The following is a 12055-nucleotide window of genomic DNA, read 5'->3' as shown; positions in this document are numbered from 1 at the left end:
GATGTCCGACCGGATCCGACCGGGCGCCCCCGGCTCCGGGGAGGGCGGAGACGGCCTGGACGCGATGGAGTCGGGGAGCGACAAGGTCGTCGGGGGTTCGGTGAAGACCAAGGCGCAGGAGCTCCTGAACAAGGCTGAGCCCCGGTGACCGGGTCGTCGTGCCGTTCAACGTCTCCTGCGGCACCTGCTTCATGTGCCGACAGGGCCTCCACTCGCAGTGCGAGACCACCCAGGTCCACGAGCACGGCATGGGAGCGTCCCTCTTCGGCTACACGAAGCTCTACGGCCAGGTGCCCGGCGGACAGGCCGAGTACCTGCGGGTGCCCTTCGGCAACGACCTGCCCGTCAAGGTCCCCGACGGCCCGCCGGACGACCGGTTCGTCTACCTCTCCGACGTCCTGCCGACGGCCTGGCAGGCCGTCCAGTACGCCGCCGTCCCCCCGGGCGGCAGCCTCGCCGTCCTGGGCCTCGGCCCCATCGGCGACATGTGCACGCGCGTCGCGGCCCACCTCGGCGTGGAAACGGTCATCGGCATCGACCTCGTGCCGGAGCGCCTGGACCGGGCCCGCCGGCGCGGCGTGCGGGTGTTCGACCTCGACCAGGACGATCTGGTGGCCGCGGTACGTGATCTGACGGACGGCCGCGGACCGGACGCGGTCATCGACGCGGTGGGCCTGGAGGCCCACGGCGCGCCGGTGGCGGCAGGCGCCCCGAGGCACCGGAGGCGTACGCCATGTTCCAGAAGAAACAGGACGGCGCCGTCAAGGGCTGTTCACCCCCTGACGGGAGGTGACGGACACGGTCACGAACCGTACGTCCGCCACGTACGGCGGTGTCCTGTGATCTCCCGGGCCGCCAACGTGGGAGAGCGCCAGGAGACCTGCGGGCTGAGCGGCGCCGGAGCGACCCTCGTGCGCCGCCGCGTCCGCGAGCGACTTCCGGACGCACGGTCGACTCCGGCTGCCCCGCCGGTGGTGCGCCCGCCACGCGGGACACGGCTTTCGGTCCACGGACGCGCCGACTCATTCCACCGTCCGGCCCACACGTCTTCCACCGTGCGGCCCACACGTCGGCGTGGCCCCTCTCTTTGAGGGTCTGGACGGGTGAGGGTTCGGCATTGACGCCCCACCGTCTCGTGCAGACCGTCAGGAGAGCACAGTGTTCCTTCGGAAGCGTCGCGCCCGATGGCGGGCCCAGGTCGAGGACGCGACAAGGCGCGGCTTCACGGCGGCGGACGGCCGGCTGCCGCTGTCCGAGCTCGCCCGGGCCGCACTGCGCAAGGCGTTCCCCGACCACTGGGCCTTCCTCCTCGGGGAGATCGCCCTCTACTCGTTCGTCGTGCTCCTGCTCACCGGGGTCTACCTCACCCTGTTCTTCGACCCCAGCATGGTCGAGACCACGTACAAGGGCCCCTACGTCCCGCTCCAGGGACAACCGATGACGCAGGCCTACACCACGACGTTGTACCTCTCCTTCGAGGTGCGGGGCGGTCTGCTGATCCGGCAGGTGCACCACTGGGCGGCCCTGGTCTTCCTGGCCGCCGTCGCCGTGCACATGCTCCGCGTCTTCTTCACCGGCGCGTTCCGCAAGCCCCGGGAGGCGAACTGGGTGCTCGGCGTGACGCTGTTCATCCTGGCGATGGTGGAGGGTTTCGCCGGGTACTCGCTGCCGGACGACCTGCTGTCCGGGACCGGGCTGCGGACGGCGGCGACGATCGTGGGGTCGATCCCGGTCGTGGGCACGTATCTGGAGATGGCCGTGTTCGGCGGTCAGTTCCCCGGCCACGTGGTGATCCCGCGCCTGTACGTGCTGCACGTACTGCTCGTGCCGGCCCTGCTGGTGGCCCTGGTCACGGCACACCTCCTGCTGGTCTTCTACCTGAAGCACACGCAGTGGGCCGTTCCGGGCCGGACCAACCGCAACGCGGTCGGGCAGCCGATGGTCCCGCACTTCGCCACCAAGTCCACGGGGCTGTTCCTGCTGGTCTTCGGGACGCTGACGGTCATGGGAGCGGTGGCGCAGGTCAACCCGGTCTGGAACTACGGGCCCTACCGGGGGGACCAGGACTCGGCCGGATCCCAACCGGACTGGTACGTCGGGTTCCTGGAGGGCGCGCTGCGGCTGATGCCGCCGTGGGAGACGCCCGTGGCGGGGCACACGATCATGTGGAACGTCTTCGTGCCCACGCTGGTGCTGCCGGGCCTGCTGTTCACCGGTCTGCTCTTCTACCCGCTGATCGAGAGGTGGCTGACGGGCGACCGCGCCGAACACCACCTGTGCGACCGGCCGCGCAACCGCCCGGCCCGCACGGGCCTCGGCGTGGCCGGCATCGTCTTCTACGCCGTGCTGCTGCTGGCCGGCGGCAACGACGTCATCGCCTTCGGCTTCCAGCTGTCGGTCGAGACGATCACCTGGATCCTGCGGATCGCGCTGATCGTGGCGCCGCCCCTGGCCTTCGCCGTGACCCGGCGTCTCTGCCTCGCCCTGCAGGAACGCGACCGCCGCAGGCTCGCCGAGGGCGAGGAGACCGGAGAGGTGGGACAGGCGGTCCACGGCGAACTCTCCTCCGGGCACCGCGCCGTGGGGCCCACGGTGCGCTACCGCCTGCTGATGCGCGACACCCCCGAGCCGCTGGGACTCCCCGACGAGGAGCGTGTCCCCCGTCGCCGGCGGCTGCGGGTCGCGGCGAGCCGCTGGTTCCAGGGCCGCCAGGTCGAACTCCCCGCGACGGCGAAGGAGCGTGCGTCCGTGGAGGAGCGCCTGGCGCCGCCGCGCCAGGCCGACGAACCGACGGACGACGCGGTGCAAGGCACCGGCGGCCCGGGGGGTTCTCCGCACGCGGCGAAGGCGGCCGAGCAGGCCGACTGAAACCCGGTCCGCGAGGCCCTGGCGGCTCGGAGGTCATCCGTACGCGGCGGGGGAGTCATCCGTACGCGGCGGGGGGGGGGGGGGGGGGGGGGGCCCCCCCCCCCCCCCGGGCCCCCCCCCCCCCGCCCGTGCCCCCTCCCCCGCCCCCTCGAGAGTCCGAGTCCGCTAACGCCGGCCCTCGTCGCCGGCGTACTGGAACACGAAGCCCGCGACACCCGCCCCGACCAGGCCCACCCCGATCAGGAACAGCCACAGGGCGTACACCGCACCCACGGCGAGCACGCTCGCCCCGGCGGCGATCAGGACGGGCCAGGCGCTGTGCGGCGGGAAGAAGTCCAGCGGTCCGGAGCGTTCCCGTACCTCCCCGTCCGGGCGGTCCTCGGGGCGCTGCCCGATCAGCTGGTGCCGGCGGGAGAAGAAGAAGGTCACGAGCAGTGCCATGAAGGTGGCGACGGTGAGCGCCGCCGTCCCCGCCGGCTCCGCCCCGGACCACACCGCGTACAGCACGTCCACGACGAGGAAGAACCCCGCCACGCCCGCGAACACGACGGCCTCGGTCTTCATGCGCGCCCCTCCTTCGACGGACCCTCGGAACGGTGGAGCGTGTCGGCGGTGCCGGCCTCGGTCTCCGGGTGGTTCAGGTCGAAGGCCGGGGAGTCGGAACGGACACGGGGGATCGCGGCGAAGTTGTGCCGCGGCGGAGGGCAGGAGGTCGCCCACTCCAGGGAACGGCCGTACCCCCACGGGTCGTCGGTCCCGACGCGGGGCGCCTTCGTCGCGGTGCGCCACACGTTGTAGAGGAAGGGCAGGGTCGACAGACCCAGGAGGAAGGCACCGATGGAGGACACCGTGTTGAGGACGGTGAAGCCGTCGGCGTCGAGGTAGTCGGCGTAGCGCCGCGGCATGCCGGACTCTCCCAGCCAGTGCTGGACCAGGAAGGTCGTCTGGAAGCCGGTGAAGAGGCTCCAGAAGTGGATCCGGCCCAGCCGTTCGTCGAGCAGGCGGCCGGTCCACTTGGGCCACCAGAAGTAGAAGCCCGCGAACATCGCGAAGACCACCGTGCCGAACAGGACGTAGTGCAGGTGGGCGACGATGAAGTACGAGTCGGTGAGGTGGAAGTCGAGCGGCGGCGAGGCGATCAGCACCCCGCTCAGACCGCCGAGCAGGAAGGTGACCAGGAAGCCGACCGAGAACAGCATCGGTGTCTCGAAGGAGAGACTGCCGTGCCACATCGTGCCGATCCAGTTGAAGAACTTGATCCCGGTGGGCACGGCGATGAGGAAGGACATGAGGGAGAAGAAGGGCAGCAGGACCGCGCCGGTGGCGAACATGTGGTGCGCCCATACGACGGCCGAGAGCATCGTGATGGTGACGGTGGCGCCCACCATGCCGACGTAGCCGAAGAGCGGTTTCCTGCTGAACACGGGGATGATCTCGCTGATGATGCCGAAGAACGGCAGCGCGACGATGTAGACCTCCGGGTGGCCGAAGAACCAGAACAGGTGCTGCCAGAGCAACGCGCCGCCGGCTGCCGAGTCGTAGACGTGCGCGCCGAGCTTCCGCTGCAGTTCGAGGGCGAGCAGGGCGGCCGTGAGCACCGGGAAGGCGAGCAGGGCGAGGATGGAGGTGAAGAGCACGTTCCAGGTGAAGATCGGCATCCGGAACATCGTCATGCCCGGCGCGCGCAGACAGACGATGGTGGTGATGAAGTTGACGGCGGTCAGCGTGGTGCTCACGCCGGACAGGACCAGACCCATGGTCCACAGGTCGCCGCCCGGGCCGGGTGAGAAGACCGGGCCGTTCAGCGGGGCGTACGCGAACCAGCCGAACGAGGCGGCGCCGCCGGGTACGACGAGTCCCGAGACGACGACGAGTCCGCCGCCGAGGTAGAGCCAGTAGGTGAGGGCGTTCAGCCGTGGGAAGGCCATGTCCGGGGCGCCGATCTGCAGCGGCATGACCGCGTTGGCGAATCCGGCGAACATGGGCGTGGCGAACAGCAGCATCATCACCGTGCCGTGCACGGTGAACAGCTGGTTGTACTGGCCGGCGCTCACGATCTGGAGGCCCGGGCGGGCGAGCTCCGCGCGCATCAGCATGGCGAGCGTGCCGGCCAGCAGGAAGAACCCGAACGAGGTGACCATGTAGAGGTAGCCGATCACCTTGTGGTCGGTGGTCGTCAGCAGCCCCATGATGCGCACGCCCGTGCCGAGCGGGCCGCGGGGGGTCTCCTCCGGCGCCTCCGGCTCGGTCGCACTCCATTCCGGCACTTCTCGCGGCGGTCCTGTGGCGTCCCGTTCCATGCGTTGTCCACCCCAATGCCTCGGTGTGCGGTCGGTGCACCGATCCTGGTTCCTCGACGTCTCCGAGGAGCCGACGCGGGGGGCGACACGCACCGGAATTCACCGGTTCACCGCCGCGCTCGTTGACGTGTCCGCCCTTGCGTCCGTCCACACAGCCGACGCCACACCACCGGACCGGGTGACCACGTCCCTCGTGTCGGGCGCGTACGGCGCCGGTCGGGGGCGCCGCGGCCGAGGATGCACCCGTCGCAGTCATCTCTTCCGACAGGAGCCGACATGCTCGAACGCAAGAAGGTCAAAGGCCGTACCCAGGTCACGTTCGTCCTGCCCGACCACACCCCGGAAGGCCCTGTCAGCGTGGTCGGGGACTTCAACCACTGGAACCCCCACGCCCACCCGCTGGCACCGCGTGGTGACGGCACCCGCGCCGCCACGGTCACCCTGCCGGCCCACACCAGCCACGCCTTCCGCTACCTCGCGGCGGACGACTACTGGTTCGACGAGGAGGCCGCCGACCACCACGACGGCACCAACAGCCGTCTGAACACGTGAACATGTGAACACGTGACGCCTGACGCCTGACGCCGTTCCGGTGGGCGACGAGACCGCGCCGTTCGCCGCCCACGGGTTCCAGGATCAGCAGATCCGCGGCAGCTGCTCCCCGAGCGGCATGTCGACCACGCGGGTCCCTCCGAGGCCGGTACGGGCGACGACCATGCCGGGGTGCTCCTCCACCGTCTCGCCGATGACGGTCGCGCCCGCCCCGAGCGGGTGGGCGCGCATCGCGGCCAGTACGGGCTCCGCGTGCTCGCGCGGTACGAACGCCACCAGCTTGCCCTCGTTCGCGACGTACATCGGGTCGAGGCCGAGGATCGCGCAGGCGTTGGCCACGGGCTCCGGCACGGGCACGGCGCGCTCCTGGAGGACGACGCCGGTGCCCGAGGCGGCCGCGATCTCGTTGAGCGAGGCGGCCAGACCTCCGCGGGTGGGGTCGCGCAGCACGTGGAGATCCGGCGTGACCGCGAGCATCGCCTCGACGAGACCGCCCAGTGCCGCGCAGTCGCTCTCGATCTCGACGCCGAACTCCAGGCCCTCGCGCACGCTCATGACGGCCACGCCGTGGACGCCGACGGGCCCGCTGACGATCACCACGTCACCGGGGACGACGCGCTGCGGACGGAGATCCACACCGTCGGGGACGAGGCCGATCCCGGAGGTGTTGATGTAGATGCCGTCCCCGTGGCCGGCCTCCACGACCTTGGTGTCGCCGGTGACCACCTGGACGCCGGCCGTACGCGCGGCGGCGCCGAGGGCGTTCGCCACCCGGGCGACGACGTCGGTCCCGACGCCTTCCTCGAGGATGAAGCCGCAGGACAGGTAGGCCGCACTGGCCCCGCTCATCGCGAGGTCGTTCACGGTTCCGTTGACGGCCAGGTCGCCGATGCTGCCGCCGGGGAAGAAGAGCGGCCGCACCACGAAGGTGTCGGTGGAGAAGGCCAGCCGGGCGCCGCCGAGTTCGAGCGCGGCGGCGTCCGTGGTGACCGAGAGCGCCGGCCCGCCGAAGGCGGGCGCGAAGATCTGCTCGACGAGTTCGGCGGAGAGCGCGCCGCCACCACCGTGGCCCATCACGATCTGTGCCTGGTCCCGCAGGGGTGCCGGGCAGGTCCAGGCGAGCATGTCCGGCGCCTGGTCCGGGGTGGTCGGGACGGTGGTGCCCGTGGTCGTGTCAGACAACGGAACTTCCTTCCAGGGGCGGGACGTTCGAGGACGGAGTGCCGGGGGTCGGAACCCCCGGTGCCGGGGTCCGCCGCCCCGGAGAGCCGAGGTCGAGCGCCGGTAGAGGTAGTAGGCGGCGCAGGCCCCCTCGCTGGAGACCATCGTGGCGCCCAGCGGGGAGCGGGGCGTGCACAGGGTGCCGAACGCCTCGCACTCGTTGGGCTTGAGCAGGCCCTGCAGGACCTCTCCGCTGCGGCATTCGGCCGGTTCGCGCGTGTCGATCCCCTCGACGGAGAAGCGGATCTCGGCGTCGTAGTCGCGGTAGCGCTCCGAGAGCCGCCAGCCGCTGTCCGGGATGACACCGATGCCGCGCCAGGACCGGTCGGTGACCTCGAAGACGTCGTCGAGCATGGCCCTGGCGGCCGGGTTGCCGTCGGTGCGCACAGCGCGGGGGTAGGCGTTGTCGACGATGTGCTCCCCCCGTTCCAGTTGCAGCACCGTTTTCCGTACCCCTTCGAGGATGTCCAGGGGTTCGAAGCCGGTGACCACGATGGGCACCCGGTGGCGTGCGGCGAGTTCGGGGTACTCCCCCGTTCCCATCACGCTGCAGACGTGGCCCGCGGCGAGGAAACCCTGTACGCGACAGTCCGGTGACCGCATGATCGCCTCGATCGCGGGCGGCACCCGGACGTGGGAGACCAGCAGGCTGAAGTTGCGGATGCCCAGCCGGCGGGCCTGATGGACCGTCATCGCGTTGGGCGGGGCGGTTGTCTCGAAGCCGATGCCGAAGAACACGACCTCACGCGCCGGGTTCTGCTCGGCGATCCGCAGGGCGTCGAGCGGGGAGTAGACGACCCGGACGTCGCCGCCCCGCGCGCGCACCTGGAAGAGGTCCCGGCCGGTGCCGGGGACCCGCAGCATGTCCCCGAACGAGCAGAAGATCACGCCGGGCCGCGAGGCGATCTCCAGGGCCTTGTCGATGACCTCCAGTGGTGTCACGCACACCGGACAGCCGGGGCCGTGGATCAACTCGATCTGCTCCGGGAGGAGTTGGTCGAGGCCGTGCCGGATGATGCTGTGGGTCTGGCCGCCGCAGACCTCCATCAGCGCCCACGGCCGGGTCACCGTCGCATGGATCTCGTCGAGCAGCCGCCTGGCCAGCTCGGGGTCCTGGAACTCGTCGATGTACTTCACCGGTGCACCTCTCCGGCGACGCCCTCGGGCGCCTGCCGTTCGCCGTCGGTCATCTCGGCGGCCGTCTCCCACGGGTCGCCGAACTCCTCCTGGAGCATGCCGAGGTTCTCGAACAGCTCCAGCGTCCTCCTGGCCGACTCCTCGTCCAGGCGTTGCAGGGCGAATCCGACATGGACGATCGCATACTCGCCCACCTTCAGGTCGGGCAGGTACTCCAGGCAGACCTCCTTGACCACGCCGCCGAAGTCGACGGTGGCCATCCGGGTGCCGTCCCGGTCCTCGACGTCCAGCACCCTTCCGGGGACCGCCAGACACATGTGCGTCTCCTCACTGTCGCTTTCGTGGTCGCGCGCCGGGGGCCGGGCCGGTGGTGACACGTGCGGCCACGACCAGCTGCCCGAGTGCCAGGCCTCCGTCGTTCGGCGGGACCAGGCGGTGGCGGAGGACGGTGAAGCCGTCCTGGCGCAGCGCACGGTCGCAGGCCGAGGCCAGGACCGTGTTGGCGAACACTCCCCCGGTCAACGCGACGGCCTCCACGCCGAGTTCGCTCCGGGCCGCGGCGCAGATCGTGTGCACCAGGCGGGCGACGGCGTGGTGGAACCGGGCCGCGACGAGGGCCGGCGGAGTGCCGCCGCGCACGTCGTCGGCGACCGCGGCGAGCAGGGGGGCGGCGTCGGCCGAGAGCGGGCGGCCCGGCCGCGGCGCCGTCAGACGGAAGGCGTAGCGCGCGTCGTCCTGCGCTGCCGGCGCGCGGAGCGCCGCGGCCTCCAGCTCGACCGCCGCCTGTGCCTCGTGCCCGGCGAGGTGGCGGATCCCCGCGAGGGAGGCGACGGCGTCGAAGAGGCGGCCCATGCTCGACGTCGGTACGCAGTTCAGTCCTCGCGCCAACTGCTGGGCGAGAACGCGCAGTTCGCCGGGAGGGCAGGCCGCCACGCACGGCAGCGCGGGGTCGAACGGGAAGCCGGCAGCGTGCAGGTGTGCGAGGGCCATGCGGTACGGGCGTCGAACGGTCGCGTCCCCGCCGGGAAGCGGGACGTAGGCGAGGTGTGCGAACCGCGAGAACCCCTGGTAGTCCGCGAGCAGGAACTCGCCGCCCCACACGGCGCCGTCGAGGCCGTAGCCGGTGCCGTCGAAGGCGACTCCGAGCACGGGGTGGCTGCCGTCGAGCCCGTTCTCGGCCATGGCGGAGGCGATGTGCGCGTGGTGGTGCTGCACGCGCACGACCGGGCGCCCCGCCGCGTGCCGGGCGGCCCAGCGCGTGGACCGGTACGCGGGGTGGTGGTCCACGGCGAGCAGGCCGGGTCTGACGCCCGTGACGGATTCCAGCTGCCGCTCGGCCGAGGTGAGGGCCAGCTGTGTCGCCAGGGTGTCCATGTCGCCGATGTGCGCGGACAGCCAGGCCTGGCGGCCCTGGCCGAGGCAGAACGCGTTCTTCAGGTCCCCGCCGACGGCGAGCGCGGGGACGACCTCGACCGGCAGGGTGAGCGGCAGCGGGGCGTAGCCGCGGGAGCGGCGCAGGACGAGCGGTTCGCCGTCACGGACGCGTACGACGGAGTCGTCGCAGGGGACATGGATCGGGCGGTCGTGCGTCAGCCAGGCGTCCGCCAGACCGGCGAGCTTGACGAGCGCGTCCGCGTCGTCGGTGACGATGGGTTCGCCGGAGAGGTTTCCGCTGGTCATGACCAGGAGCCGGGGCCCCGGGCCGGGGGCGCCGACTCCGAGGAGCAGGTGGTGCACCGGGGTGTACGGGAGCATCACGCCGAGGTCCGGACTGCCGGGGGCCACCTCCGCCGCCGGGAGGGTGCCGGAAGGCGGCGGGGTGTCACGGCGTCGCAGGAGGACGACGGGGCGGACGCGCCCGGTGAGGAGTTCGCGCTCCGCGGTGCCGAGGTGCACCAGGGGCTCGATGTCCGCGAGCGCCGCCGCCATCACCGCGAACGGCTTGGTCCCGCGGGCCTTGCGCCGGCGCAGTTCGGCGACCGCCGCCGGGTTCGTGGCGTCGCAGGCCAGGTGGTATCCGCCCAGGCCCTTGACCGCGAGGATCGCGCCGGCCGCGAGCATCCGCCGGGCGGCGGTCACGGGGTCGGCGCGCGGGTCCGCCGCGGCCGAGTGGCCCGGTCCGGCGACCAGCCGCAGCCGGGGGCCGCACCTCGGGCAGGCCACGGGCTGCGCGTGGAACCGCCGGTCCGCCGGGTCCGCGTACTCCCGTGCGCAGTCGGGGCACATGGGGAAGCCGGCCATGGTCGTGTGGGCGCGGTCGTAGGGCAGGCCGGTGACGATGGTGAACCGGGGCCCGCAGTGGGTGCACGTGACGAAGGGGTGCAGATGTCTCCGGTCGGCGGGGTCGGCGAGTTCCGCGAGGCAGTCGTCGCAGGTGGCCGTGTCCGGCGGGACGAGGGTCCGGACGGCGCCGTCCTGGCGCGAGGGGACGATGGTGAACCCGCTGCCGCCGCGTACGGTGACGCCGGTCGTCTCGACGGACTCCACCCGGGCCAGCGGCGGCGCCTCGGGTCCGATGCGCGCGCAGAACGCCGCGACGTCCGCGGGGTCTCCCTCGATCTCGGCCACGACGCCGTCGGGCGTGTTGGTGACGTGCCCGGACAGCCGCAGGCCGGTGGCGAGGGCGTAGACGTACGGCCGGAAGCCGACGCCCTGGACGACTCCGCGCACGACGACGCGGTTGCGCAGGGCGGGCGTCGGAGGCGCGGCGACCGGTCGTACGGCTGTCACGCGCCGGCCCGGGCCATCACGGGGGTGTGGGTGTCGGCGCCCTCGGCCGCGGCCAGGGCCCGGTCGAGGAGCGTCCCGGCGCCGCGGCCGTCGCGCGCGGAGGTGAGGAGGACCTCGACGCCGGGGTTGACCTGTTCCACGTTGCGGCGGAAGGCCGCCTCGTCGAACTCGGCGGCCGCGGCCAGGTCGGTCTTCGTGACGACCACCAGCTGGGCGAGGCCGAAGGCGGTGGGGTACTTCAGGGGCTTGTCCTCGCCCTCGGTGACGGAGGCGAGGACGACGCGGAGGGATTCGCCGAGGTCGTAGCCGGCCGGGCAGACGAGGTTGCCGACGTTCTCCACGAACAGCAGCCGGGTGGCCTCGGGCAGCCAGCCGTGCAGGTGCCGGGCGACCATGTCGGCCTCCAGGTGGCACAGGCCGTCGGTGTGCACCTGCTTGACGGGGACGCCCGCCCGGGCCAGGCGTTCGGCGTCGTTCTCGGTGGCCAGGTCCGCGGTGAGCGCGGCCGTGCTGACGCCCTGCTCGACGGAGAGCCGCAGTGTGCGCTCCAGCAGGGCGGTCTTCCCGCTGCCGGGACTGGAGAGCAGGTTGACCACCGTCGTACCGCGGGCGGCCAGTTCGGCGCGCAGGATGCCCGCCGCGGCATCGTTCCTCGCGAGGATCGCCCGCTGCAGGTCGACTACTCGGCACATGATCGGCTCTTCTCCGTGGTGGGTTCGCTGCGTGGTGCGCCGGCCGCGGCGGGATCGGTCCAGCGGACCTCCCGGATCCGCAGTTCGCGTCCGGAGAGGAGCTCGACGGCCGCTCCCCCGCAGTCGGGGCAGAGCAGTCGTGGCGGCATGCCGACCTCCCAGACCCGGGAGCAGGGCTCGCAGCGCGCGGTCCCCGGTACCGTCGTCGTGATCAGTTCGGCGCCCTCGACGAGGGTTCCGGCGCAGGCGAGTTCGAAGCAGAAGTGGAGCGAGTCGGCGACGATGCCGGCCAGCTCTCCCGTCTCCAGGCGGATGCTGACGACTCCGGTGGCCCCGCGGGACCGCGCGGCCGTCTCGACCTGGTCGACGACGGCCAGCGCGACGGACATCTCGTGCATCGCTCTCCGTCCGGGGCCGGGGTGGGGTGTCTCTGGGCCGCCATTACAGGACGGGAGGAGCGGGGGTTGCCGCCCGGCTCGCCGGGAGGGCGCCGGGCTGTCGTCCGTTCGGTGCAGCCGGACCGGGCGGCGGTGGTCACAACCCGCCGGTCACCAC

Annotated in this window: 10 protein-coding genes and 2 pseudogenes; 4 read left to right on the top strand and 8 right to left on the bottom strand. The window is 72.1% G+C overall.

Annotation, left to right across the window (positions count from 1 at the left end):
* Position 1 precedes the first annotated feature (1 nt).
* From ACIRSU_RS11800 to ACIRSU_RS11790, 3 genes and pseudogenes are all read left to right on the top strand, one after another.
* Positions 2-148: a hypothetical protein gene (locus ACIRSU_RS11800; RefSeq protein WP_403791047.1), complete on the top strand. Its 147-nt coding sequence runs from the start codon at positions 2-4 to the stop codon at positions 146-148.
* Positions 129-698: pseudogene (locus ACIRSU_RS11795) on the top strand (zinc-binding dehydrogenase); the annotation flags it as partial. The gene ACIRSU_RS11800 and the pseudogene ACIRSU_RS11795, both read left to right, overlap by 20 nt.
* Before the next feature lie 460 nt (positions 699-1158).
* On the top strand, positions 1159-2868 hold the full coding sequence (locus ACIRSU_RS11790) for a cytochrome bc complex cytochrome b subunit (protein WP_403791045.1): 1710 nt from the start codon (positions 1159-1161) through the stop codon (positions 2866-2868).
* A gap of 165 nt (positions 2869-3033) precedes the next feature.
* Here the strand turns inward: ACIRSU_RS11790 and ACIRSU_RS11785 are convergent, their stop codons facing one another.
* Together ACIRSU_RS11785 and ctaD are read right to left on the bottom strand one after the other, a co-directional pair.
* The gene (locus ACIRSU_RS11785) at positions 3034-3432 is read right to left on the bottom strand and encodes a cytochrome c oxidase subunit 4 (protein WP_403791043.1); all 399 of its coding nucleotides are present in this window, start codon (positions 3430-3432) and stop codon (positions 3034-3036) included.
* The gene (ctaD, locus tag ACIRSU_RS11780) at positions 3429-5057 is read right to left on the bottom strand and encodes a cytochrome c oxidase subunit I (protein ID WP_403791488.1); all 1629 of its coding nucleotides are present in this window, start codon (positions 5055-5057) and stop codon (positions 3429-3431) included. The genes ACIRSU_RS11785 and ctaD overlap by 4 nt, the downstream gene beginning before the upstream one ends.
* 387 nt (positions 5058-5444) lie before the next feature.
* Here ctaD and ACIRSU_RS11775 point away from each other — a divergent pair, with 387 nt between their 5' ends.
* Complete coding sequence (locus ACIRSU_RS11775; protein WP_403791041.1) at positions 5445-5720, top strand: isoamylase early set domain-containing protein; 276 nt, start codon at positions 5445-5447, stop codon at positions 5718-5720.
* Positions 5721-5804: 84 nt separating this feature from the next.
* Here ACIRSU_RS11775 and hypE read toward each other — a convergent pair whose 3' ends face one another.
* The 6 genes and pseudogenes from hypE to ACIRSU_RS11745 form a co-directional block, all read right to left on the bottom strand.
* Positions 5805-6845 carry a hydrogenase expression/formation protein HypE gene (gene hypE / locus ACIRSU_RS11770; RefSeq protein ID WP_403791487.1) on the bottom strand — a complete coding sequence of 347 codons (1041 nt, stop codon included), beginning with the start codon at positions 6843-6845 and terminating at the stop codon, positions 5805-5807.
* Between the two features lie 153 nt (positions 6846-6998).
* Positions 6999-8078, bottom strand: a pseudogene (gene hypD / locus ACIRSU_RS11765) (hydrogenase formation protein HypD); the annotation flags it as partial.
* Positions 8075-8395 carry a HypC/HybG/HupF family hydrogenase formation chaperone gene (locus ACIRSU_RS11760; protein ID WP_403791040.1) on the bottom strand — a complete coding sequence of 107 codons (321 nt, stop codon included), beginning with the start codon at positions 8393-8395 and terminating at the stop codon, positions 8075-8077. The gene ACIRSU_RS11760 and the pseudogene hypD, both read right to left, overlap by 4 nt.
* A gap of 10 nt (positions 8396-8405) precedes the next feature.
* Positions 8406-10808 carry a carbamoyltransferase HypF gene (gene hypF / locus ACIRSU_RS11755; RefSeq protein ID WP_403791038.1) on the bottom strand — a complete coding sequence of 801 codons (2403 nt, stop codon included), beginning with the start codon at positions 10806-10808 and terminating at the stop codon, positions 8406-8408.
* Positions 10805-11500 carry a hydrogenase nickel incorporation protein HypB gene (gene hypB / locus ACIRSU_RS11750; RefSeq protein ID WP_403791037.1) on the bottom strand — a complete coding sequence of 232 codons (696 nt, stop codon included), beginning with the start codon at positions 11498-11500 and terminating at the stop codon, positions 10805-10807. Before hypB ends, hypF begins: the two co-directional genes overlap by 4 nt.
* Complete coding sequence (locus tag ACIRSU_RS11745) at positions 11488-11898, bottom strand: hydrogenase maturation nickel metallochaperone HypA (protein WP_403791035.1); 411 nt, start codon at positions 11896-11898, stop codon at positions 11488-11490. The genes hypB and ACIRSU_RS11745 overlap by 13 nt, the downstream gene beginning before the upstream one ends.
* Between the last annotated feature and the right edge of the window lie 157 nt (positions 11899-12055).

This window comes from Streptomyces sp. NPDC101160, assembly GCF_044768205.1.
Lineage (GTDB): Bacteria > Actinomycetota > Actinomycetes > Streptomycetales > Streptomycetaceae > Streptomyces.
The sequence above is the reverse complement of the archived record's forward strand: the minus strand, read 5'-3'. Positions and strand labels throughout refer to the sequence as shown.